This is a genomic window from Terrirubrum flagellatum (genome assembly GCF_022059845.1).
Lineage (GTDB): Bacteria > Pseudomonadota > Alphaproteobacteria > Rhizobiales > Beijerinckiaceae > Terrirubrum > Terrirubrum flagellatum.
On record NZ_CP091851.1, the window covers coordinates 3,032,391 to 3,054,373 of the forward strand.

Here is a 21,983-nt window from a genome sequence, read left to right on the forward strand (position 1 = left end):
CTCGTTCCCTTGCTCATGGGTTGAACAGCCAGGTCGCGGCAGGCGAGATGACGCAATGAGCGGTGTTCCCCTTGAGCTCAACGGCACCTTGCGCGCGCAGGCGCATCTCACCGCGGCGCAAGCGATACTCCCACCTGTCGCCGAGATAGATGCAGCCTTCCACATCGAAGGGTTGGCTGCCCGGCGCCGGCTCATCCGCCGCCACAATCGTTTCGATTCGAACGATTGCCCGAATATCTTCGGCGTTGCGCGGAGACTCGGCATCCTTCCAGACGCCGTTCAGCTCCCATCCCGCGCCGCAAATTGTCTCGGCTCCATCAACTGACTTCCCGAGAGCGCCTGCTAGGATGTTGTTCGTCCCCATGAAGTCGGCGGTGTAGAAACTGCGCGGATGCGCATAGATCTCTGTCGGCGATCCCTGCTGAATAATGACGCCATTCTTCAGGAGCAGGATTTCGTCCGCGATCGCGAGCGCCTCGCTTTGATCATGAGTGACGATGATCGCGCAGATCTGCAGATCGAGGATGAGCTTGCGGATCCAGAAACGCGCTTCCTCGCGGAGCTTCGCGTCGAGATTCGATAATGGCTCGTCAAGCAGAAGAACCTTCGGCTCGTAGACAAGCGCGCGGCAGATGGCGACGCGCTGCTGTTGACCGCCCGAGAGCTGATCGGGGTAACGTTGCGCCAGATGCGCGAGCCCCATCTTCTCAAGGATGCCGGCGAGGCGACGCTTGATGTCGTCCTCGCCTGCTTTTCGCAGACGCAGCCCGTAGGCGACATTCTCGAACACCGTGCGATGAGGCCACAAAGCATAGGATTGGAAGACGAGGCCGATCTCCCTCACTTCCGGAGGCGTCTGCACCTTCGCCTTGTCGTCGAGCGCGACCGTTCCACCAATCACGATGCGGCCGATTTCCGGCTGTTCCAGCCCGGCGATACATCGCAGCAAGGTCGTCTTGCCGCTGCCCGACGCGCCGAGCAGCGCGATGATTCGCCCTTTCTGGGCGGTGAACGAAGCGCCACTGAGGATTTGATTGCCCCCGAGCCATTTCTGGACGTTTTCGACGACGAGTTCAGTCATGCATTTTGGCTCCGAACCGCAACGCGAGCGTCATTCCGACAGCGGTCAGCGCAATAGAGATAAAGGAGAGCGCGGCGATGTGATCCATTGCGCCGGATGTCAGAAGCGACACCATCAGCGATCCGATGACTTCGGTTCCCGCGCTCATGAGATAGACGCCGGTGGCGTATTCGCGAAGGAACACGATTATGATCATCGCCCAGGCGCCAGCGAGGCCGGGCCTGACGAGCGGAATCACCACATCCTTCCACGTCCGGAACGTCGTGGCGCCGGTCACGCGAGCGGATTCCTCAAGCTCGGGACCAACCTGAATGAGCGTCGCCTGGATGATCCTGAGCCCGTAGGAAAGACCAACGATGATATAGGCGATGAGCAGACTGAGCAGCGTCGTCCTCAACGGTATAAGGAAGGGGACAAACAGGAACAGCCAGAAGAAGGCGAGGCCGACGATCAAGCCAGGCAGAGCGCGCGGAACAAGGACGGAATAGTCCAGCAGCGTTCCAGTTGGCCCGCTGTTGCGATGTCCCGCGAGGCCGACGAGGAGATAGAACGCGACAGCGACGCCGCCGCCCACCGCCGCCAGAAGTATCGTGTTCGCGATGCCTCTGAACAGGCTCGGAATCTCAAACACGGCCTTGAAATTCGCCAGCGTGAACTGCTGCAGGAGATTTACTCCTTCCCCCCAGTTCTCGACGAAGGCGCGCAGGATGATTCCACCGACCGGAAACGCGACCGACACAAGAAACCACAGGCCAATCACGCCGAGTGCGACGATCTGGCCGCTTGATCCAAGCTTCAGCAGGTTTGTGCGAGCGCCCTTGCCGCCGACGGCGGCGAAGCGTCGCGCATGTCTGAGAAGTCGCCGCTGGAAAAACACGAGCGGCAGCGTGATGAGGATCAGGAAGACGGTGACGGCCGCCATCACCTGATAGGTCGGCGCGCCGAAGATCGTGTTGACCTTGTAGATATAGGTCGTCAGCACAAGCAGCCCGCTGGGATCGCCGAGAACCAGCGGGATGCCAAAGGTCTCGAATCCCAGGAGGAGATTGAGCGCGGCGGCGAACACGAGCGCTGGCAGCACCATTGGCAATGTGACGTCGATTGAAACGCGCCAGACGCTGGCGCCTGCGGTGCGCGCCGCCTCCTCGAGGTCGCTCGGCAAGCGGCGCATGGCGGAAGCGACATAGAGATAGACGTTCGGAACGTGGCTCAGACCACCAATCAGAATGATGCCGGGGAGCGTGTAGATGCTCCAAGGCGCAATGCCGAAAACGCTTCTGAATGCGATGGTGATGAAGCCGGTGGGGCCAATCGCCACGGTGTAGCCGAACGCCAGCACGATCGAGGACAGAAACATGGGGACGAGCACCAACGGCTCGATCCACTTTCGGCCTTTGAGGTCAGTGCGCGTGATGAGAAACGCCAACAATCCGCCAAGCGGGACGGCGATCAGCACAATGCCGAACGCGTACAGCGTCGTTGTTCCAAGAGCGCGATAGAATTCGGAATCGGTGAGAACGTAACGATAAGCGTCGAGGCTGAACCTGACGCCGTCGTCAAAGAACGGCGCATCAAGAAAGCTTTGATAGATGATCAGCGCCGCAGGCGCGGCGACCATGATGAACAGGGCCAGAATGACTCCAGCCCTGTACTTCGGCGCATCGTAAGCGATGAGCATCGCCGCGACCGAACTGTGAATCGGCTCTCAGCCGCGCAGCGCCTGCTTCCACTTCTGGAAGAACTCGGCGCGGTTCTTCGGCTCCGTCGATTCAAGCAAGGCCTCGGAGACCGGTATCGGCTTCAGCTTGCCGCCGGCCATCTCGTTGAGCTTCGCGATGTTAAGGCCTTCAGTGACGTCAGACCGCACCGATGGCGCGCCGCTGCCCGCCATGGCGGTCTGTCCCGCCTTCGACAGCATGAAATCGAGGAACAGCCGGGCCGCATTCGGATGCGGCGCGCCCTTGGAGATGTTCACGACGCGCGAGAAGGCGGCCGCATGGTCAGGCGGCAGGATGACGCCGAGATTGGCGTCTTTCCTTGCCCATTCGATCGCATAGGAGCCGATGAGATTGAAAGCGATCGCATGCTCGCCAGAGGCGACCTTTTCGCGCATCGCGCCGGAGCTGCCATAGACCTTGGGGTCGGTGGCGCCGAAGGCGCGGACCAGATTCCATGTGTCGTTCGTCGTGCGCGCGTCGTTGTTGAAAAACAGGAAACCTGAGCCGCTTTTCTCAGGGTCGAAGGAGGCGACCTTGCCTTTGAGCGCGTCCTTGTTCGCCTTCAGGAATTCGATGAGTTCGGCGCGCGTTTTGGGCGGCTGCAGCGAACCCATCGCCCGCTTGTTGTACATGATCGCGACCGGCTCGACCGAGGTCGCATAAAGCATGTCCTTGTAATCCGCCCAGGCCGGCAAATTCGCCGCTTCCGGCGATTTATAAGCCTCGGCATAGCCCTTCGAGACGAGGAGCATCTGCAGGTCCATGGCGGACGTCCAGACGATGTCCGATCCGACCTGACGCGCCGCCGCTTCGGAGATGACGCGATTGTAGGCGCCGTTGGTGCCAAGATCGTTGTAATCGATCCTGATGCCGGGATAGGCGGCGCGAAACGCATCCAATAGCGGCCGGCCCTGCACGTCGTCGGTCGATGTGTAGATGGCGACTACGCCTTCCTTCACAGCCTTTTCGACGATCTCCTTATATGCGGCGGTGTAGCCGGCCGGAGCCGACTGCCCCCAGGCCGGAAGGGCGGACATGGCGCCCGAGGCCGCGATTGCGCCGGAGGTCGCCAAAAACTGACGGCGAGACAGCATTCATTCCTCCCAACTGTTCTTGAGCGGGAGGCGTAAATCAATATTTTGGCTTTGACAATCCAAAAAACCACTTAACGCTGAACAACCGGAGATTTCACGGCCAATGCGCCGCTGAGATGGCGGCGCATGAGATGGGCGGCGTCGAGATTTTCCCCTCTCTCAAGAAAATCCAGGATCTGGAGATGCTCGCTCGCCTGCGCGATGATGCGCGTGGGATTCACTTTCAGCCTGTATTCCAGCAGCCGCCGAAGCTGATTGGCGCGTTCAAGCGCCTGGAAGAACATGAAATTCCCCGACATCTTGATCAGTTCTTCATGGAAGACCGAGCCGGCGTAAGTCAGGGCTTCGGGCGCAAGCTTTTCAAGTTGCCCCGAGGCAAGCCGTTCCTGCGTCCTGCGCAGCGACGCGGCTGCGGCGCGATCGAAATGAAATGTCGGCTCCAGGATCGCCGCCGGCTCGATCACAGATCGGAAGCGATAGATTTCTTCGAACGCTTCGGATGTCTTCGCCACGGGACGAAGACGCCATCCGTAGCCCGGCTTCGGCTCAGCCCAGCCTTCCCGCGCCGCGCGCGTGAGCATTTCGAGCGCCTGCGTCTTTGTGAGCCCGTAACGCTCCCGAACGCCCTGCTCCGTGAGATCGCTGTCGACGCGGTCGTTCAGCCAGTCCTCGGCGAAGGCGAAATATGGATTCTCAGCTTGTTCTCGATCCGCGAGATCGCTCGCGGGCAAAGACGACTGCTCGGCGCCATCACGAACGAAATAGCCGCGATTTTTCTTGTTCTCGATCAGCCCGCGCTCGGACAGGATGCCGAGCGCTTCACGCACCGGCGAGCGCGAAACCTGGAATGTTCGCGCCAACGCCTCCGTCGCGAGATGCGAACCCGCGCCAAGATCACCGGCGCTGATTTTTGCAACGATGTCTTGAGCGATGCGCAGCGCGAGCGGGCTACTCGACATCTTCCATCATTCTCCCGATCGAAACGCAGTCGCCTCTCATCGGCTTCGAGCCTCAATTCGACGTACAGGCCGACTTGACGCCATTTTGGTTTTATATGAATAAAGAGCCAAAATCAAAGGCGCAAAATATTGCCTGCCGGAATCGTTGAAAGGAACGCCCATGAAGCTGCTGGTCCTCCCAGGCGACGGAATCGGTCCGGAAATCATTGCAGCATCGATGTCCGTGCTGGAAGTCGCGAGCACGAAATTCAACCTCGGACTCGACTTCGCCCAGGAGGATGTCGGCTTCAAGAGTCTGGAGAAGCATGGCACGACTCTTCGCGAAAGCGTTCTCGAACACGCGCGCCATGAGTTTGACGGCGTCATTCTCGGCACACAGTCGCACGCCGACTATCCCGCGCCGGAGAAGGGCGGCCGCAATATCTCGGCCAGTTTCCGGGTGGGGCTCGATCTCTACGCGAATGTGCGCCCGGCCCGCACCCGGCCTTTCATTCCGTCGAATATGAAGCCCGGCCGCACCATGGACCTCGTGATCATGCGGGAGGCGACCGAAGGCTTCTATCCCGACAGGAACATGCATCTGGGATGGGCGGAGCTGATGCCTTCGCCCGACATGGCGATCTCGATCAGGAAAATTACGGCTCACTGCTCCAGCCGCATCGCGCGCCGCTCCTTCGAGCTTGCGATGAAGCGGAAGAAAAAAGTCACCGCGGTTCACAAGGCCAACAGCTTCCATCAAACCGATGGCCTGTTCCTGCGCGAGGTGCGCAAGGTCGCCGCTGAATTTCCGCAGGTTGCGCTCGATGAAGTGTTGATCGACGCCTCCACCGCGCATCTCGTTCGCAACCCTGAACGTTTCGACGTGATCTGCGCCACGAACTTCTATGGCGACATCATTTCGGACCTCGCAAGCGAACTCTCAGGCAGCCTTGGCCTCGCCGGCTCGATGAACGCCAGCGAAACCCATTGCTGCGCGCAGGCGCAGCACGGATCCGCGCCGGATATCCAGAATCAGGACAAGGCCAATCCCGTTTCCATGATGCTGTCCTGCGCGATGCTGCTGCGCTGGATTGGCGAGACGCGCAAGAAGCCGGAATTTGAAAACGCCTTCGCGGCGATCGACAAGGCCATCGACTCCGTCCTCGAAGACCCTGCGTCGCGAACGCCCGATCTCGGCGGCAAAGTCGGCACCAGGAAGTTTGGCGCTCTCGTCGCCGGCGCGTTGCAGGCCGCGTGATCCGAACGGAGCGAAAGGAAGCGTCAAAGAACTTTTGGTGGGCCCGGCAGGACTTGAACCTGCAACCAGACCGTTATGAGCGGTCGGCTCTAACCATTGAGCTACAGGCCCCGCCCGGGGTTAGCGCGATGGGCGAACAGGCGCAACCTGCGCTCTCAAGCGAAAAGCGGCGGCCGATCAGCCGCCGCTCCAACCGGGGGAGATTTCTTCGACACGTCTTATTTGGTGAGGCGCAGTTCGCTCAGATGATTGGAGATGTCCTTGAACACCGCGTCGACCTGCGTCGAGTTGGCCGCGTAGTAGTAGAGCGGATTGCCGGTGTTCGGATCGGCCGAGGCGCAGGCCTTGAGCACTGTCGAATTCACATCGGAGGCCGTCTGAGCGAAGCCGATGGTGTAGACGATCACGCCCTTGGCCTTGGCGTTGGCGCACCCCGTCGTCAGGCGGCTATCCATGGCGGCTTCGCCTTGCGCTTCCGTCGTTGTGACGATGGGAGCGAAGCGGCCAACCTTCGAATAGCCCGCCGCCGTCGAGACCGTGTTCTGCAGGAATCCCGCCGGGGCGTAGCGCGAGCCGTTAGGATTGCTCAGCGCCTGCCAGGCGTTCATACCGTCAGTGAGCAGGATGATCACCTTGACGTTGTTCGGCTGGCCGCCGGGCTGCTGGCCATAGATGCGGCCGTCGGCGAACGGACCGTTTGGCGAGATTGTCCGCCAGCCCCACATGAAGCCTTCGAAGATGTTCGTGTTGCCATTGGCGACCATCGAATTGATCTTGCTCTTGATGGTCGCAGTGTCGTTGCTCATGCGCAGAAGCGGCTGACCATTGCACATATAGTTCGGGCCGCGCGAGTTGGAGATGTTTTTCGACGGATTGCCCTTGTATTTGCAGAGCTTCGTCAGCGCCTTGTCGACTTCAGACAACTGGTTGCCATAGGCTACTTTGTTAAAGGTGCACTGGCCGGAGCCGGACGTGTTGTCGTCCAGATAGCTGTTCTCGTAAGAATAGCTCGTCGCCTTCCCGTTTACAGTGAAGCTGTAGGTGGAGGTGCTCGACGCCTTGTTGCCCGGATCATCCGGCGCAAATTGTGGCACAAAATAACTGTCGGGCTGGCCGGTCGTCGCGCCGACATCGGTCACAGCGTAGTCGCCCGGACGCGTCTCGAAGCAGCCGCCAAATGTGACGCCGAGTTCATCGAACAATGTGAAGCGGTTGGCGGGCTTCCAAGGGCTGTTATAGTAATCGAAATTGTCCCAGTGCCGCGAGGATTGCGCGGCCGTGTCGACCCAGGAGGCGGTGCGATAGGACGAGCCGACATTGACCGACAGCGTGAACGGCACGACCGAAACTTTCACGCGCGAGCTCGATGTCGGTCCGGAGTAGAGGGAGTCGATCAGCGATGAGGCGGCGTCCTTTGACGCCTGAATCTTGGTCTTGGAGCCGGCGGACTCGCTCATCGAGCCCGAATTGTCCATCACCAGCGCCACCTCATAGGTGTTGTTGGCGTATTCGCAGTCGGAACTGCTCTGCAAATCGATCTTGGTCTGTCCGAACAGGCCGCCGAAACTTGAGGTATAAGCCGATGTCGCGGTCAGTTTGATGGCTCCTGTCGCGACCGCCGCCGTCACGTCAATCGTGATCGTCGTCGGCGCGGGATAGAGCGCGGCGAAGGCGTTCGCAATGTTGGTCTTGGTGGTGGCGACCGTTTGCGTCTGGATATCCTTGCATCCGCGCACCGCAGCCGAGTCGAGCGCCATCTGCATCTGGGTCCGCTGCGAACTGGCGGAGGAATAGTCGATCGCTGCGCCAACCGCGGTGAGCAGGGGCACCGTCATGATCGCGAAGGTCGGCGCGGTGACGCCGCGACGGTCGCGCCAAAGGCGCGCGACAGAGCGTGAGTGAAAAAGATCCCGCATGGCGGTCCCCCAACATTACACGGGAGACTCGATCACCAATGCTTCAAACGATTCTTCCGCAATTGCATAAAAGTCGAACGATCAGCGGCCAGCGCGGAAATCCATGCTGACTAGGCCCAAGAAATGGTTACCTCGCTTTCAGAATGTCGGGGGGATCGTTGACGTTACGTAGTTGGAGCTATTTCCGGTAAGCCTGCATGATCGCTTCGCCGTCCGCGCCGGCGAGCTTCACCCACTCGTCGGCGATCTGGCGGCCAACGCCGGCGAAGGCCGCCATAAAGCCGGGAGTAGGCTGGATCACGGTCGCGCCCGCCGCCTTGAGCGCCGCCCGCTGTTCGGCGTAATCGGCGGCCGCCGCCTCCCAGGCGCGATCCTCGGCGAATTTGGCGGCGTCCAGCATCGCCTTGCGAATCTCGGCCGGCAGCGCCTCGAACTGCGCCTTGTTGACCACGACGGCGTCCCGAGGAATCCACAGTGACGCATCGTAGAAGTAAGGCGCGAAAGTCCAGACCTTGCGGGCCGCCACCTGCCCCGCGGACGCGGTGAACACGTCGAGGCGCCCGCCCTTCATGGCCGCCGCGATCTCGCCGGTGTCGATCGAGGTCGGAACTGCGCCGGACAGGAGCGCCAGCTTCTTCGTCATATGATTGTAGCTGCGCAATTTCAGCCCGCGCAGGCCCGACGCTTCCGGCAAGGGCTGCGCCGCGCAAAGCCCCTGAGGCATGTAGGGCGCGGAATAAAGGAGCTTCAGCCCCTCGTCCGCCAACCGCTTCTCCAGAAACGGCTTCTGCGCCTCGTAGAGCCGGCGGGCGGCCTCATAGGTGGTGGCGAGAAACGGCACGGAATCAACGCCGTAAATCGGCGCTTCGCCGGCATGCAGCGAGAGGGTGAATTCGCCGATCGGCACGACGCCCCGCCGCACAGCGTCCTTCACCTCCGGCGGCTTCATGATGCTGTTCGGCGGATAGATCGTGACCGCGAACTGTCCTTCCGCCCGGGCCGAGATATTGGCGACAAAGGCCTGCATGACGCGGGCCTGGGCGGAATCCGGCACGGCCGTCGTCGCCATGTCCCAGGAGGCCGACTGCGCGATCGCCGCCGGGCACAGAAGCGCCGCCGCCCCCGCCGCAAGGCGGGTTGCAAACAGGCGCTGCCGGAAGCTTCCGACCAGCGAGGACAAAGAGCGCGTCATCAAGGATATAACAAGCAGCGTGTCATTTATGACATCTCAGGGGTCAGAGTCACCTCCGGAACATCCCGGCTTGCCGCCAACGCCCACCGCTGGTAACGCGCCCCGGCTCCCATTTCCGGCTGCCGCGGCGCGCCACTGCGCTCGCGCCGGCCTGCCTGACGCTCAAGGTCACCATGTCCCGGCAATTCATCTATCATATGCGCGGCCTCTCGAAGAGCTATCCGGGCGGCAAGAAGATCCTCGATAATATACACCTTTCCTTCTATCCGGATGCAAAGATTGGCGTGCTCGGCGTCAACGGCGCGGGCAAATCGACGCTGCTGCGCATCATGGCCGGCGTGGACAAGGAATGGACCGGCGACGGCTGGGTCGCGGAAGGGGCCCGCGTCGGCTACCTCGCCCAGGAGCCGCAGCTCGATCCGACGCTCAGCGTCCGCGAGAACGTCATGCTCGGCGTCGCGCCGAAGAAGGCGATCCTCGATCGCTACAACGAATTGATGGCGAATTATTCGGACGAGACGGCCGAGGAAGGCGCCAAGCTTCAGGACCAGATCGACGCCCAGAATCTGTGGGACCTCGACGCCCAGGTCGACCAGGCTATGGACGCGCTGCGCTGTCCGCCAGACGACTCCGATGTGGCCAAGCTGTCGGGCGGCGAACGTCGCCGCGTGGCGCTGTGCCAGCTCCTGCTATCGCAGCCGGAACTGCTGCTGCTCGACGAGCCGACCAACCATCTCGACGCGGAGAGCGTGAACTGGCTCGAAGGCCATCTCCGGCAATATCCCGGCGCGATCCTGATCGTCACCCACGATCGCTACTTCCTCGACAATGTCACCGGATGGATCCTCGAGCTCGATCGCGGCAGAGGCATCCCCTACGAGGGCAACTACTCCTCATGGCTGGTGCAGAAGCAGAAGCGCCTGGAACAGGAGGGCCGCGAGGAAGCGGCTCGCCAGCGCACCATGGCGCGCGAACAGGAATGGGTGGCGGCGTCGCCCAAGGCGCGACAGGCCAAGAGCAAGGCGCGCATCCAGCGCTATGAGGAGCTGGTGGCGAAGGCGGCTGACAAGACGCCGCAGAACGCCCAGATCATCATCCCCATCGCCGAGCGGCTGGGCAACAATGTCGTGGATTTCGAGGGCCTGTCGAAGGCGTTTGGAGACAGGCTGCTGATCGACGATTTGAGCTTCAAGCTGCCGCCGGGCGGCATCGTCGGCGTCATCGGCCCGAATGGCGCCGGCAAGACGACGCTCTTCCGCATGATCACCGGACAGGAGAAGCCCGACGCCGGAACGATCGCCGTCGGCGACACGGTGAAGCTCGGCTATGTCGACCAGTCGCGCGACGCGCTCAACGACAAGAACACGGTGTTCGAGGAATTATCCGAAGGTAACGACGTCATCTATCTCGGCAAGCGCGAGATCAAGGCGCGCGCCTATGTCTCCGCCTTCAATTTCAAGGGCGGCGATCAGGAGAAGAAGGTCGGCATGCTCTCGGGCGGCGAGCGCAACCGCGTGCATCTCGCCAAGATGCTGAAGAGCGGCGCCAACGTGCTGCTGCTCGACGAGCCGACCAACGATCTCGACGTCGACACGCTGCGCGCGCTCGAAGAAGCGCTTGAAGATTACGCCGGCTGCGCCGTGATCATCAGCCACGATCGCTGGTTCCTCGACCGCATCGCGACGCACATCCTCGCCTTCGAAGGCGACAGTCACGTCGAATGGTTCGAAGGCAACTTCCAGGACTACGAGGAAGACAAGAAGCGCCGGCTCGGGATTGATTCAACCATTCCCAAGCGGATTCAGTACAAGAAGTTTTCGAGGTGAGGCGAGCTGCGAAGTTGCGAGTTGCGCGTGCGTTGTGGATTACGCCGCTCTCGGCCTGATCAACTCCACCTCGGGAAAATATCGTTCATAGCGCTTCGCATCGCGCGTCAGGATCGGCAGGCCCATCGCCTGCGCCTGCGCGCCGATGAAGAAATCGGGCAGCACGCTGGTCCTGGTCCCGCCTTGGCGTCGGTAGAGCACAAAAGCCTGCCCTGCGAGCCAGAGCGCCTCGTCTGACATCGTCGCGCGCTGAAGCCTTGAGTCACGCATGAACCGTGCGCAGGTGTCAGCGTCAGGGAATCCCACCGCGACCTCGGCGAAGATCACATCGACATAAAGCAGCGTCCCCTTCTCCGCCTGACTGGCCAAGGCTGAGCGGGACCAATTCTCCCAAACCGGATCATGCGACAGAATATCGAGAAGGATATTTGAGTCGACGATCGTCAATCGTCATCGCCGCGCATGAGCTGCATAAACTCGTCGGTCGTCATATCCATCTTGAAGCCATGCTCGCGCGCATAGGCGACGGCGGCGTCGATCCTTCGCCCGGCGGCCTCGATCGCCGCCTGATCCGGCTCGCGACGCTCGCGCTCGATCACCACCTGCCCCTGCGGGGTGGCGCGCACGGTGACGCGATCGCCGGGCTTGATTCCCACGGCGTCGCGCACCGCCTTCGGCAGCGTGACCTGGCCTTTGACCGTAACGGCTGTGGACATGGCTGAAACGTAATACTTTCCCGGAAAAGTATTACTCCCGCCAGCTCCGAGGCGCAATGAGGCCGGCGAGACCAGCACAGACCTTCCGCGCCGCCTCTGGCGGCCGCGCTTCGTCATTGATCTGTCGCCTTTCGCAACTAGCTCGTGATCGTGCTCCCCTTCACGATTCCCGGCCTGTTTCTCGCGGCCCTCGTCAGCCTCCATGTGGTGACGATCGCGATCGCGGCCCTCTCCTGCCGCACGACGCCGCGCCGCCGGCTTGTCGCCGCGAAGCCAATGCCGCCCGTCTCCATCATCAGGCCTGTGTCGGGGCTCGATTTCATGATCGAGGAGACGCTGGAATCGACCTTCGGGCTCGATCATCCCGACTACGAGATCCTGTTCTGCGCCGCTTCGGAGAGCGATCGCGTCGTCCCGATCGTGCGCGCATTGCTGGCGCGCCATCCGCAGGCCAATGCGCGGCTGCTCGTCGGCGACGATCCAATCAGCGACAACCCCAAGCTCAATAACGTTGTGAAGGGCTGGCGCGTCGCGCGCCACGACCTGATCATCATGTGCGACAGCAACGTGCTTCTGCCGCGCGATTATCTTCAGCGCTGCCTCAAGCCATGGGACGCGCGCACTGGCCTCGTCGCCGCGCCGCCCGCGGGAACCCATGTCGGCAATTTCGAAGCCGAGGTCGAGGCGGCGTTCCTCAACAGCTATCAGGCGCGCTGGCAGTATGCCGCGAACGCCATCGGTTTCGGCTTTGCGCAAGGCAAGAATCTGGTGTTCCGCCGCGACATTCTGCGGCCAGTCGGCGGCGTGCGCGCGCTCGCCGGTGAACTCGCCGAAGACGCCGCCGCGACCAAGATCGTGCGCGCGCAAGGTTATGAGGTCAGGCTTGCGAGCGGCCCCTTCCCGCAACCGCTCGGCCTGCGCGACTGGCGCAGCGTCTGGAATCGCCAAACGCGCTGGGCGCGGCTCAGGCGCATGAGCTTCCCCGCCTGCTACGTCGTCGAGATTTTCGCCGGCGTGCTGCCGCCGACGCTGATTGCAATCTGGTGGGCGCTCGCCACGGATCACGACGTCGTGGGAACCATCACCGGCCTCTGGCTTCTCTGGTTCGCGCTCGAATGGGCGCTGACGCGCATCGCCGGCTGGCCGGCGACGTTTCGCGTCATTCCGGCCATGATGCTGCGCGATGCGATGCTGCCCCTCGTCTGGCTGCATGGCTGGCGCAACAAGGGCTTCGTCTGGCAGGGCCATTCCATGGCCCAGGGGGCGCGCACCGGCTGACCATTTGACGCGAAATGTCGCGCGCGAGGCCACGATCGCGCCATCATTTCTCAACGCAATCTTAATGCGTTCGTTCGCATTGTCTGCAAATGACGAACGGCGGTTTGTATCGCGTCGGCCCGTTCGTTGCTGTCGCGGGCATTCTCGCGCTGCTCTCGGGCTGCGGACGCTTCGGCGTGATCGAACGGGAACCCTGGCGGGCTGAAGCCGAGCTTCAGTGTCTCAGGGCCGGCGACGTCAAATTGTCCGCCTATATCCAGCAGATTTCCGCGATCAACGGGCCTGGCCCCTGCGGCATGGACCATCCGCTGCGCGTGGCCGCCTATTCCGACGGCGAAGTCGCGCTCGCGAACAAGCTCACGCTCGGATGCCCCATGGTCTCGCGCGCCGATCGCTGGCTCGCCGACGTCGTTCAGCCCGCGGCCGAGCAGACCTACGGATCACGCGTCGTCCAGATCAAATCGGGCTCATACTCCTGCCGCCCCCGCAATAATCAGGCGGGCGCGAAACTGTCGGAGCACGGCTTCGGCAACGCGATGGACGTCTTCAGTTTCAAATTCGCGGACGGGCGCGAAGTGGCGGTGAAATCAGGTTGGCGCGGCGCGCCAGACGAGCAGCAGTTCCTGCGCACCGTCTTCACCGGCTCATGCCAGATGTTCACCACCGTGCTCGGACCGGGCGCGGACATGTTCCACTACGACCACATCCATCTCGATCTCGCTCGACACGATCCGCGTGGCATTCGCTCATTCTGCAAGCCGGTGCTGAAGTTCGAGCCGACGCCCGGCGAAGGACGGGTCGACCGACCGGTGATGACCTATCGTCAGCAACCTCCAGCATCGACAGCGATCGCCTCGGCGCCTGCCGCAGCAGCGCCAGGCGCCTTGCTGCCGCGAGGGTCGATCCCCGGCGTGCAGCCCTTCCCGCAGCAGGCCTATCCACGCCAGCAGACGGCGGCGACCTATCCGGCTGCGCCCACCCGCCCGGTCGGCGCGCCGATGAGCCTTGCGCCGCAAACGGCTGCTCCGGCCCAGTCTTTCGACCAGCCCGCAAGCGAGGAAATCGACGCCGATCACGATCCTTACGCCGTCGACGACTGAACGCCGCGCCCGCTGTCCACAGCCGCTGCAAAGACGGCAAAAAGAGACGGCGTGAGCGCTTTACATTCCCGGCGAAAGGCTTATGTACGCGGCTCCCGGCGCGGGGTGGAGCAGCCCGGTAGCTCGTCAGGCTCATAACCTGAAGGTCGTAGGTTCAAATCCTGCCCCCGCAACCAATCCTCTGAGAGATCAGCGGTTTCAGAAAAGCCCCGGCCATGCGCCGGGGCTTTCTTTTGCGGCTTGCGCCAAGCGATCGGACCGCGTCAGAGCTTGATGTCGCCACCTGCGATCCAGAACACCTCGCCTTCGCTCTCCTCACTGTCGAGCCACAGAAATGGAGCGCCGGGATAATCGCGATCGAGCACGTCGCGATCGGTTCCGATTTCGCACAGCAGACCGCCGCTCTCGGTCAGATGGCCGGATGCGCCAGCCAGGATGCGTCGCACGATGTCGAATCCATCTTCGCCGCCGGCGAGCGCCATCTCGGGTTCGGCGCGGAATTCCGGCGGTAGCGCCGCCATCGTTTCCGCGTCGACATAGGGCGGATTGGTGATGATGAGGTCGTAGCGCCTGCTCTTCAGCGGCGCGAAGAGATCGCCCTGATGCAGCGTGATGCGATCGCCGAGCCCGTAATCGTCGACATTGCGGCGCGCGACGTCGAGCGCGTCCTTTGACAGATCGACCGCGTCGATCGTCGCATTCGGAAATGCGCGCGCCGCAAGAATCGCGAGGCAGCCCGATCCCGTGCAGAGATCGAGCACGGACAAGACCTCGTTCGGATCAGGAATGAGCGCGCCCTCGCCGCCGACAATATGTTCCTGAAACAGGAGCTCCCCGATGAAGCTGCGCGGCACGATCACGCGCTCATCGACATAGAAGGGCGCGCCCTGGATATAAGCGCGGTTGAGGAGATAGGCGGCGGGCTTGCGCATCGTCACGCGCGTTTCGATCAGCGAGGCCAAGCGATCCGCTTCGCTTCGCGTCAATCGCGCGTCGAGCCAGGGATTGATGTCGTCGACCGGGAGATGCAGCGCTTCGAGAATAATGAACACGGCCTCGTCGAGCGCGTTCGTCGCACCATGGCCATGGAACAGGTTGGCGGCGCGAAAGCGGCTGACGGCGTAGCGCAGGAAGTCCCGGAGCGTCTTGAGCTCCGCGGGCGCGATCGTTTCGGGCATTGACGGTTCAGCTCTTGAAGAAGGAGTCGGCGGCGTTCTTGGTCTTTTCCTTCGCCTCGCGCGCCTGCTTGATGCGCTCGATCTCCGCTTCGAGCTGGCCGATCCGCTCGGTGAGTTCGAAGACGGAGAGAGTCGAGAGGTCCTGACCAAGCTCATGCTTCGTCGATTTCGGCCGCGGCAGATCGTCAGCAAACAGGTTCGACATGGCGCAGGGTCCCGGAGCGTTCAAGATCACGCCGCATTTTGATTGAATCAATCAAAATGCGGGAACGTGATCGATTCCTAAAGTTTAGAGCATGGCTTTTGCGAAAAACCGGTATCCACTTTTTCGCGCCATGCTCTAAGGCGCTCTCATAACCCCGCCCCGCGCGCGTTGCCATCCCGCGCGGCCTCGGTCAAAAGGCGCGACATACGGAGAGCTGAAATGGCCGATCTGCCCCAGACCATGACCGCTGTCGGCGTCGCCCGGCCGGGGCCGCCGGATGCGCTCAAGCCGGAAAGCCGGCCTTTGCCCGTCCCGAAGGAGGGCGAAATTCTGGTCAAGGTCGCCGCCGCGGGCGTGAACCGGCCTGACGTTCTCCAGCGCAAGGGCGGTTATCCGCCGCCGCCCGGCGCATCCGACATTCCGGGTCTCGAAATCGCTGGAGAGATCGTCGCTGCGGGTCCCGGCGCCCATCGCTATTCGATCGGCGATGAGGTCTGCGCGCTGATCGCCGGCGGCGGCTACGCCGAATATGCGGTTGTCCATCAGGACAATGCGCTGCCCATCCCGGCGGGAATGACGCTGGTCGAAGCGGCGGCGCTGCCCGAGACCTATTTCACGGTCTGGACCAACGTCTTTGAGCGCGGGCGCCTGCAATCAGGCGAGACTTTCATGGTCCATGGCGGCTCGTCCGGCATCGGCACGACGGCGATCTTGCTCGCCAAGGCGTTCGACGCACGCGTGATCGCGACCGCCGGCTCCGACGAGAAAGCCGAGGCTTGCCGCAAGCTCGGCGCCGATCTCGCCGTCAATTACCGCACGCAGGACTTCGTCGCGGAGACGAAGACCTTCACCGCGGGCAAGGGCGTCGATGTGATCCTCGACATGGTCGGCGGCTCCTACATCCAGCGCAATCTCGAGGCGGCGGCGCAGGAAGGCCGCGTCGTGCAGATCGCCTTTCAGGAGGGCTCGAAAGTTCAGGTCGATCTGCTGCGCGTGATGCTGAAGCGGCTGACGCTCACGGGTTCGACATTACGCATCCGAAGCGTGGCGGAGAAGGCTACGATCGCGCAGGCGCTCGAAGAGAAGGTGTGGCCGCTATTGAGTTCAGGCCGTTGCCGGCCGCTGATCCACGCGACCTTCCCGTTGCGCGAGGCGGCTGCGGCCCATGCGCTGATGGAGTCGAGCGCCCATATCGGGAAAATCGTTCTGACGGTCTGACGGCCAAGCGGTTTTCGCAAGCGACACAGTTTCAGGAGGCGCCAATGCGCGACACCACCAACCGGATTCTTGACGATCTCGCCAAACTCGCGACCGAGGCGGCCGGCGCGGCGCAGGGATTCCGACGCGATGCGGAAGGCGCGCTGAAATCCGGCCTCGAAAGACTGCTGCGCGACATGAATCTCGTGACGCGCGAGGAATTTGATGCGGCGCGCGAAATGGCGATCCTGGCGCGCGAAGAGAACGAGAAACTGGAGGCGCGCATCGCCGCGCTTGAAGCGCGGCTGTCAGGCGGCGCGCCTGTGGATGAGCGCCGGCCGGATTCGGGCGGCCGGTAGAGAGCTCAGAATTCCTGCCAGTCGGCTTCGTTGGCGAAGGCCGTCGCAACCGAAGCCTGCATCCGCGCCACCGGTCCACGGCTCGCAGCGGCAGGCCGGGCTGCGGGCGCGGCTTTCGCCTGCGCCGGAGAGCGCTTCTGAGCAGGCGCGGCCGAGGGCCTCGCGACGCTCTCGACGCGGAAGTAACTCACGCGTTCGTTCATCGCCTGCGCCTGGCTCTCCAGCGTCTTGGCGGTCGCGGCGTTCTCCTCGACCAGCGCCGAATTCTGCTGCGTCGCCTCGTCCATCTGCTGCAGCGCCTTGTTGACTTCGGCGATGCCGATCGACTGTTCGGCGCTGGCCGACGCGATATCGGCCACGATCGCGGTCACGCCCTTGATCGATTCCATGATCTCGGAGAGCGCCGCGCCGGCGCGATTGACGAGATTGACGCCGTCCTTCACCTGGCCGCCGCTCGAGACGATCAATTCCTTGATGTCCTTCGCCGCCTGCGATGAACGCTGGGCGAGCGAGCGAACTTCCGAAGCGACGACCGCAAACCCACGTCCCGCCTCGCCGGCGCGCGCGGCCTCGACCGCGGCATTGAGCGCGAGCAAATTGGTCTGGCGCGCGATCTCGTCGATGACGCCGATGATGTCGGAAATCTTGCGTGAGGATTCCTCGATGCGCGCCATGGCGTCGACCGCCGTCGCCACCACCGCGCCGCCGCGCTCGGCGACTTCACGCGCGCCGTTCGCCGACTGATTGGCCGTCTGCGCGTTCTCCGCATTCTTGCGCACCGTCGCGGCGATCTCCTCCATCGAGGCGGAGGTCTGTTCCAGACTCGCCGCCTGCTCTTCCGTGCGCTGGGAGAGATCGGTGGTGCTGGCAGAGATTTCGCCTGACGCGTTCGAGACTTCACGCGTCGAAGCGGTGATCGCGGCCATGGCTTCGGCGATGCGTTCGACCATGGCGTTGAAATCGGCCTTGATCGGCTCGTAATCGGCCGGCACCTGAGCGCTCAGCCTGAAGGTGAGATCGCCGGCCGACAGGCTGCGCAGGCCTTCGCCCAGCGCCTGCATCACCTGCGCCTGCTCTTCCGCCGCGCGACGCTGCTGCGCATGAACCTTCTCCTGCGCGTCGGCTTCGACGCGGGCAGCCTTGGCCTGACGATCGGTGTCTTCCTGTTGCCGCACAAGGGCGGCTTCGGCCTCTTCGCGCGCCTTTTCCGTAACATGGTCCTTGAAGGCCTGCGCCGCGCGCGTGATCTGTCCAACCTCGTTGCGGCTGCCATCGACGCGGATTTCAGCGCTCAAATCGCCTTGGGCCAGCCGCGACATGGTGGCTGTGAGATCCTTGAGCGGCCTGATCGACAGAATGTTCCAGAGCGCAAATGCGACGCCGATCATCACTGCGATCACGGTCAGGCCGATCATCAGCATCGCGAACCGCTCGGCCGTGACGCGCGCTTCGGTCGCCGCCGCTTGAACCTGCTGCTCCTGAATGTCGATAAACTTGTTGATCTGCGCCAACCACGTCGTGAAGACCGGCCGCGCCTTCTCGATGACGATCTCGCGGGAGTTGTAGGCGTCGCCGTTCGACTTCTCATCGATCACGGACTTGATGATCGGAAGCGCCTTCGCCTCGGTCTCCTTGATCGCCTTGACGAGATCGCGCTCATCCTGGGTGACGCCCGCCTCGGTCGCAATCATCTTGTCCAAGGCTTCCGACGACTCCGCGTAGAATTTCGCCAGACGTCCGATGTCGGCAATCACCGCGTTCAATTCGCCGACTTCGTTGATCAGGACGACGTCGCGCACGCCAATCGACCGGTCATGCACGCTGCCGCGCATATTGATGCCGTAACGCTGCATCATGCCGGCGTCGTCGCCGATCTCCTTCAGCCTGGCGCTGATCCTGCCGACCTGGAATACGCCGATGACGGTGAGAGTCGCGAGCAATCCGAGCACGGCCACAAAGCCAAGCGCCATGCGGGTGCTGATGCGTGTATTGCGGAACATCGTTTCGCCCTGCCCCAAACGACGAAAGCTTTTAAAAGGAGACCTTTAACTGACGCTTACGCACAAAGGCCGAACCTGCCGCCGGGTGAGGAAATTTTGGGCTCGCGTTCGGCGCGCCTGCTCAAAACTCCTCCCACTCCGGATCATTCTTGAGCGCCAGCGCGCCCTGCGTGCGCGGCGCGGGGCGCGTCGCGGTACGGGCCGGCGCTGACGGCTTTGAAGAGGCGCGCTGCGATGCGGGCGCGGCATTTGGCACGACGGAAGCGTCGACGCGGAAATAGCTGACGCGCTCGTCCATCGCCTTCGACTGCCCCTCCAGCGTCTTCGCGGTGGCCGCATTCTCTTCGACCAGCGCCGAATTCTGCTGCGTCGCCTCGTCCATCTGCTGCAGCGCCTTGTTCACTTCGGCGACGCCGATCGACTGCTCCGCGCTCGCCGACGCGATATCGGCGACGATCGACGCCACCTGCCGGATCGACGCGACGATCTCGCTCAAAGCGCCGCCCGCGCGATTGACCAGTTCGACGCCGTCTTTCACCTGGCCGCCGCTGGAGACGATCAGATCCTTGATGTCTTTCGCCGCCTGCGAGGAGCGCTGCGCCAGCGAGCGAACTTCCGACGCGACCACCGCGAAGCCGCGGCCCGCCTCGCCGGCTCTGGCCGCCTCTACAGCGGCATTGAGCGCGAGCAGATTGGTCTGACGTGCGATCTCGTCGATCACGCCGATGATGTCGGAGATCTTGCGCGAACTCTCTTCGATCCGCGCCATGGCTTGCACGGCCTCCGCGACGACCTGGCCGCCGCGATCGGCGACGGCGCCCGCGCCCGACGCTGACTGATTGGCCGCCTGCGCATTCTCGGCGTTCTTCTTCACGGTCGCGGCGATCTCTTCCATGGAAGCCGATGTCTCTTCCAGGCTGGCCGCCTGTTCCTCCGTGCGTTGCGAGAGATCGGTGGTGCTCGCGGAAATCTCGGCCGCCGCATTCGAGACTTCGCGCGCCGAATTCTGGATCGCAGAGAGCGTTTGCGACAGGCGCGCGGTCGTTTCGTTCACCGCCTCGCGCAATTCGCCGAAGCGTCCCTCGTGGCGCGTGTGGATGACATGGGTGAGATCGCCTGACGAAAGCGCGCGCAGCGCCTCACTCAATTCCGTCGTCGCCTGATCGACCACCTGGTTGATGGCGTTGACGCCTTCGGCCAGTTCCCGAACCGATCCACGGACGTCGCCGACATCGACGCGACCGGAGAAGTCGCCGATCTTCGCGCCGGCCACCACCTGCGCCACATTGGCGACGAGCGCCTGACTCGCGGCGGCTTCGGCAAGCTGATGATCCTGCAGCGCCTCGCGCTCCTTGCGCGCGCTTTCGAGCGCCAGCGCATTCTCGCGATAGGTTTCGAGCGCGCTCGACAAGGCGCCGATCTCGTCGGGATAGCGCGCCGCAGCGACGGGCTCATCGAGCTTGCCGGCCTGCAGCCGCTCAAGAGTGCTGCGAATTTCCACAACGGGTCGCGAGATGCGGTTGCGCAACCCGATCCAGCTCGCGACGGCGACGCCCGCCATCACAAGCGCGACGATCACCGCGCCAGCGAGCTTGATCAGCGACCAGTTGAACGTTTTCGACGCGTTATCGACGATGTCGTCGAGAGACGTCGTGACGACCGTGAGAATCGCGCCGAACGGCTCGTTGCACAGCTTCGTCCAGTCGCCGGGGCCGATCGGCGGCTGCCCGGAACCGAGCTTGCCGAGAAGATCGTCCGCCTGTTTCGAATTTTGCGCAACGGCGGCGACAGCGGCCTGCGCCTGCGTCCTCAGCGCGGCGGGAACGTTCGAACTCTGAACGAGGCCGGCAAGATTGTCGGCGCTCTGCGCCACCTTGCCGCGAAGCTCGCCAAGCTTTCGCGCTATGACGATATCGATCGGCTTGTTGGACGCGAAGGACTGGCGCAGCAGCGTGCATTGGGCGCCCTGATTGGCGCGCATCAACCAGGCTTCCTCCTTGAAATCCTGAAGCTGAGCGAAATAGGGGTCGACGCGACGAACCGCGCGACTGGTCGAGGCCGACGCTGCAAGCACGCTTCCGAGCGTGCGATCCACGCCGTCATACCAGGCGTTGGTCGCAGCAAGCGTGCGTTGCTCCTTCGGCTTGGCGCCCTCAGCGGCGAGATCGCCATAGAGCGGCGCGGCAAGCGCCCAGTTGTCGCCGAGAGACTTGGCGAGTTCTTCGCGCCTCACAAGATCGGTGGCGCGCAGATCCTCGATCGCTCCGGCGACCGCTTTTCCGATCTCGTTCTTGCGTTGCGCGACCAGAGGGCGCGGATCGTCGGCGGCGAGCAGCGCCGTCTGCAGGTCGCCGCGCTGGCTGCGCATGACCGAGGCCATCAGCAGCAGCGTCTTGTCGGCTTTGGCGAGCTGGATCGTGCGATTGGCGGCGGCGACATCCCAAAGCGCCGAACTGATCACCCACACCGCTCCGATCGCCAGCGGCGCGACCAGAAGCAGCAGCGTGGCAGCAATACAGCGCTGAATTGACGTAACGAAAAACATTGGAGGTCACCCGCAAACAGCCTGGCGGCGACCCCGATGCCTTGAAACGTCTATGGGACGGCGATAGCCCGACGGCGCCGCCCCTCAATTTCCAGCAAATCCTTTAATATCGCGTTCACGCTGACTGGCGGGACCGCGCCTCGGAACTCCCGCCGGCGTCGAGGGACGAAGCGCCGGCTTAGCGCCCTCCGGCGGCGTAACGTCTCGTGACGGCCCCGGCGCCCAGACGTCGATTCGCTTCGCTGAGTCACAAGGTCGCAGACGATGGCCCGTCTGTGGACGACTCGTTTGCGGGAATTGTCTCAAAGTCGCGAATCCGTGAGCTTCCAGTCGCTGGCGAGAGCGGCGGTTGGGTTTGCGTCGACGATGGCTATGATCGTTC

General features: G+C 63.0%; 18 protein-coding genes and 2 tRNA genes. 7 read left to right on the top strand and 13 right to left on the bottom strand.

All coding sequences use genetic code 11. The features are described 5' to 3' along the window. Positions 1-13: 13 nt before the first annotated feature. The 4 genes from L8F45_RS14685 to L8F45_RS14700 form a co-directional block, all read right to left on the bottom strand. Positions 14-1,081: an ABC transporter ATP-binding protein gene (locus tag L8F45_RS14685; RefSeq protein WP_342358627.1), complete on the bottom strand. Its 1,068-nt coding sequence runs from the start codon at positions 1,079-1,081 to the stop codon at positions 14-16. After that, entirely contained in the window at positions 1,074-2,759 is a 1,686-nt protein-coding gene (locus tag L8F45_RS14690) for an ABC transporter permease (RefSeq protein WP_342358628.1), read from the bottom strand. The genes L8F45_RS14685 and L8F45_RS14690 overlap by 8 nt, the downstream gene beginning before the upstream one ends. Positions 2,760-2,786: 27 nt before the next feature. Then, a complete protein-coding gene (locus L8F45_RS14695; RefSeq protein ID WP_342358629.1) occupies positions 2,787-3,893 on the bottom strand; it encodes an ABC transporter substrate-binding protein in 1,107 nt (368 codons plus the stop codon). A gap of 71 nt (positions 3,894-3,964) precedes the next feature. Next, positions 3,965-4,852, bottom strand: a complete 888-nt coding sequence (locus L8F45_RS14700; RefSeq protein WP_342358630.1) for a GntR family transcriptional regulator — start codon at positions 4,850-4,852, stop codon at positions 3,965-3,967. Between the two features lie 160 nt (positions 4,853-5,012). Between L8F45_RS14700 and L8F45_RS14705 the strand changes: the two genes are divergently transcribed. Next, positions 5,013-6,089 carry an isocitrate/isopropylmalate dehydrogenase family protein gene (locus tag L8F45_RS14705; RefSeq protein WP_342358631.1) on the top strand — a complete coding sequence of 359 codons (1,077 nt, stop codon included), beginning with the start codon at positions 5,013-5,015 and terminating at the stop codon, positions 6,087-6,089. Between the two features lie 35 nt (positions 6,090-6,124). Here L8F45_RS14705 and L8F45_RS14710 read toward each other — a convergent pair. The 3 genes from L8F45_RS14710 to dctP form a co-directional block, all read right to left on the bottom strand. Beyond that, positions 6,125-6,200, bottom strand: a tRNA-Ile gene (locus tag L8F45_RS14710). Between the two features lie 107 nt (positions 6,201-6,307). After that, positions 6,308-8,005 (bottom strand): pilus assembly protein TadG-related protein, encoded by a 1,698-nt coding sequence (locus tag L8F45_RS14715; RefSeq protein WP_342358632.1) that lies wholly within the window; start codon positions 8,003-8,005, stop codon positions 6,308-6,310. Positions 8,006-8,183: 178 nt separating this feature from the next. Then, on the bottom strand, positions 8,184-9,197 hold the full coding sequence (dctP, locus tag L8F45_RS14720; protein WP_342358633.1) for a TRAP transporter substrate-binding protein DctP: 1,014 nt from the start codon (positions 9,195-9,197) through the stop codon (positions 8,184-8,186). Positions 9,198-9,370: 173 nt separating this feature from the next. Here dctP and ettA point away from each other — a divergent pair, with 173 nt between their 5' ends. Further along, entirely contained in the window at positions 9,371-11,023 is a 1,653-nt protein-coding gene (ettA, locus tag L8F45_RS14725) for an energy-dependent translational throttle protein EttA (RefSeq protein ID WP_342358634.1), read from the top strand. 39 nt (positions 11,024-11,062) lie between these two features. Here ettA and L8F45_RS14730 read toward each other — a convergent pair whose 3' ends face one another. Beyond that, positions 11,063-11,470 (bottom strand): type II toxin-antitoxin system VapC family toxin, encoded by a 408-nt coding sequence (locus L8F45_RS14730; protein ID WP_342358635.1) that lies wholly within the window; start codon positions 11,468-11,470, stop codon positions 11,063-11,065. Then, positions 11,467-11,739 carry an AbrB/MazE/SpoVT family DNA-binding domain-containing protein gene (locus L8F45_RS14735; RefSeq protein WP_342358636.1) on the bottom strand — a complete coding sequence of 91 codons (273 nt, stop codon included), beginning with the start codon at positions 11,737-11,739 and terminating at the stop codon, positions 11,467-11,469. Before L8F45_RS14735 ends, L8F45_RS14730 begins: the two co-directional genes overlap by 4 nt. A 144-nt stretch (positions 11,740-11,883) precedes the next feature. On the opposite strand from L8F45_RS14735, the gene L8F45_RS14740 reads away from it, so the two are divergent. The 3 genes from L8F45_RS14740 to L8F45_RS14750 all read left to right on the top strand — a co-directional run bounded on the left by L8F45_RS14740 (position 11,884) and on the right by L8F45_RS14750 (position 14,293). Next, a complete protein-coding gene (locus tag L8F45_RS14740) occupies positions 11,884-13,017 on the top strand; it encodes a ceramide glucosyltransferase (RefSeq protein ID WP_342358637.1) in 1,134 nt (377 codons plus the stop codon). Positions 13,018-13,106: 89 nt separating this feature from the next. Further along, the gene (locus tag L8F45_RS14745) at positions 13,107-14,117 is read left to right on the top strand and encodes an extensin-like domain-containing protein (RefSeq protein WP_342358638.1); all 1,011 of its coding nucleotides are present in this window, start codon (positions 13,107-13,109) and stop codon (positions 14,115-14,117) included. Positions 14,118-14,216: 99 nt separating this feature from the next. Beyond that, positions 14,217-14,293, top strand: a tRNA-Met gene (locus tag L8F45_RS14750). 87 nt (positions 14,294-14,380) lie between these two features. Here L8F45_RS14750 and prmB read toward each other — a convergent pair. Together prmB and L8F45_RS14760 are read right to left on the bottom strand one after the other, a co-directional pair. Further along, positions 14,381-15,295: a 50S ribosomal protein L3 N(5)-glutamine methyltransferase gene (gene prmB / locus L8F45_RS14755; RefSeq protein WP_342358639.1), complete on the bottom strand. Its 915-nt coding sequence runs from the start codon at positions 15,293-15,295 to the stop codon at positions 14,381-14,383. A gap of 7 nt (positions 15,296-15,302) precedes the next feature. Beyond that, positions 15,303-15,500 (bottom strand): DUF1192 domain-containing protein, encoded by a 198-nt coding sequence (locus L8F45_RS14760; protein WP_342358640.1) that lies wholly within the window; start codon positions 15,498-15,500, stop codon positions 15,303-15,305. Positions 15,501-15,719: 219 nt separating this feature from the next. Between L8F45_RS14760 and L8F45_RS14765 the strand changes: the two genes are divergently transcribed. Then, the gene (locus tag L8F45_RS14765) at positions 15,720-16,718 is read left to right on the top strand and encodes an NAD(P)H-quinone oxidoreductase (RefSeq protein ID WP_342358641.1); all 999 of its coding nucleotides are present in this window, start codon (positions 15,720-15,722) and stop codon (positions 16,716-16,718) included. Positions 16,719-16,762: 44 nt separating this feature from the next. Next, on the top strand, positions 16,763-17,056 hold the full coding sequence (locus L8F45_RS14770) for an accessory factor UbiK family protein (protein ID WP_342358642.1): 294 nt from the start codon (positions 16,763-16,765) through the stop codon (positions 17,054-17,056). A gap of 5 nt (positions 17,057-17,061) precedes the next feature. On the opposite strand, the gene L8F45_RS14775 is transcribed toward L8F45_RS14770, so the two are convergent. Continuing rightward, positions 17,062-19,056, bottom strand: a complete 1,995-nt coding sequence (locus L8F45_RS14775; RefSeq protein ID WP_342358643.1) for a methyl-accepting chemotaxis protein — start codon at positions 19,054-19,056, stop codon at positions 17,062-17,064. Positions 19,057-19,177: 121 nt separating this feature from the next. Next, positions 19,178-21,601: a methyl-accepting chemotaxis protein gene (locus tag L8F45_RS14780; protein WP_342358644.1), complete on the bottom strand. Its 2,424-nt coding sequence runs from the start codon at positions 21,599-21,601 to the stop codon at positions 19,178-19,180. Between the last annotated feature and the right edge of the window lie 382 nt (positions 21,602-21,983).

Bases quoted from the DNA above. Each gene is read 5' to 3' on its own strand.
- L8F45_RS14775 (WP_342358643.1), bottom strand. From the start codon at position 19,056: ATGTTCCGCAATACACGCATCAGCACCCGCATGGCGCTTGGCTTTGTG.
- prmB (WP_342358639.1), bottom strand. From the start codon at position 15,295: ATGCCCGAAACGATCGCGCCCGCGGAGCTCAAGACGCTCCGGGACTTC.
- L8F45_RS14760 (WP_342358640.1), bottom strand. From the start codon at position 15,500: ATGTCGAACCTGTTTGCTGACGATCTGCCGCGGCCGAAATCGACGAAG.
- L8F45_RS14745 (WP_342358638.1), top strand. From the start codon at position 13,107: ATGACGAACGGCGGTTTGTATCGCGTCGGCCCGTTCGTTGCTGTCGCG.
- L8F45_RS14700 (WP_342358630.1), bottom strand. From the start codon at position 4,852: ATGTCGAGTAGCCCGCTCGCGCTGCGCATCGCTCAAGACATCGTTGCA.
- L8F45_RS14695 (WP_342358629.1), bottom strand. From the start codon at position 3,893: ATGCTGTCTCGCCGTCAGTTTTTGGCGACCTCCGGCGCAATCGCGGCC.
- L8F45_RS14780 (WP_342358644.1), bottom strand. From the start codon at position 21,601: ATGTTTTTCGTTACGTCAATTCAGCGCTGTATTGCTGCCACGCTGCTG.
- L8F45_RS14770 (WP_342358642.1), top strand. From the start codon at position 16,763: ATGCGCGACACCACCAACCGGATTCTTGACGATCTCGCCAAACTCGCG.
- L8F45_RS14690 (WP_342358628.1), bottom strand. From the start codon at position 2,759: ATGCTCATCGCTTACGATGCGCCGAAGTACAGGGCTGGAGTCATTCTG.
- L8F45_RS14705 (WP_342358631.1), top strand. From the start codon at position 5,013: ATGAAGCTGCTGGTCCTCCCAGGCGACGGAATCGGTCCGGAAATCATT.
- L8F45_RS14685 (WP_342358627.1), bottom strand. From the start codon at position 1,081: ATGACTGAACTCGTCGTCGAAAACGTCCAGAAATGGCTCGGGGGCAAT.
- L8F45_RS14715 (WP_342358632.1), bottom strand. From the start codon at position 8,005: ATGCGGGATCTTTTTCACTCACGCTCTGTCGCGCGCCTTTGGCGCGAC.
- L8F45_RS14765 (WP_342358641.1), top strand. From the start codon at position 15,720: ATGGCCGATCTGCCCCAGACCATGACCGCTGTCGGCGTCGCCCGGCCG.
- dctP (WP_342358633.1), bottom strand. From the start codon at position 9,197: ATGACGCGCTCTTTGTCCTCGCTGGTCGGAAGCTTCCGGCAGCGCCTG.
- ettA (WP_342358634.1), top strand. From the start codon at position 9,371: ATGTCCCGGCAATTCATCTATCATATGCGCGGCCTCTCGAAGAGCTAT.
- L8F45_RS14735 (WP_342358636.1), bottom strand. From the start codon at position 11,739: ATGTCCACAGCCGTTACGGTCAAAGGCCAGGTCACGCTGCCGAAGGCG.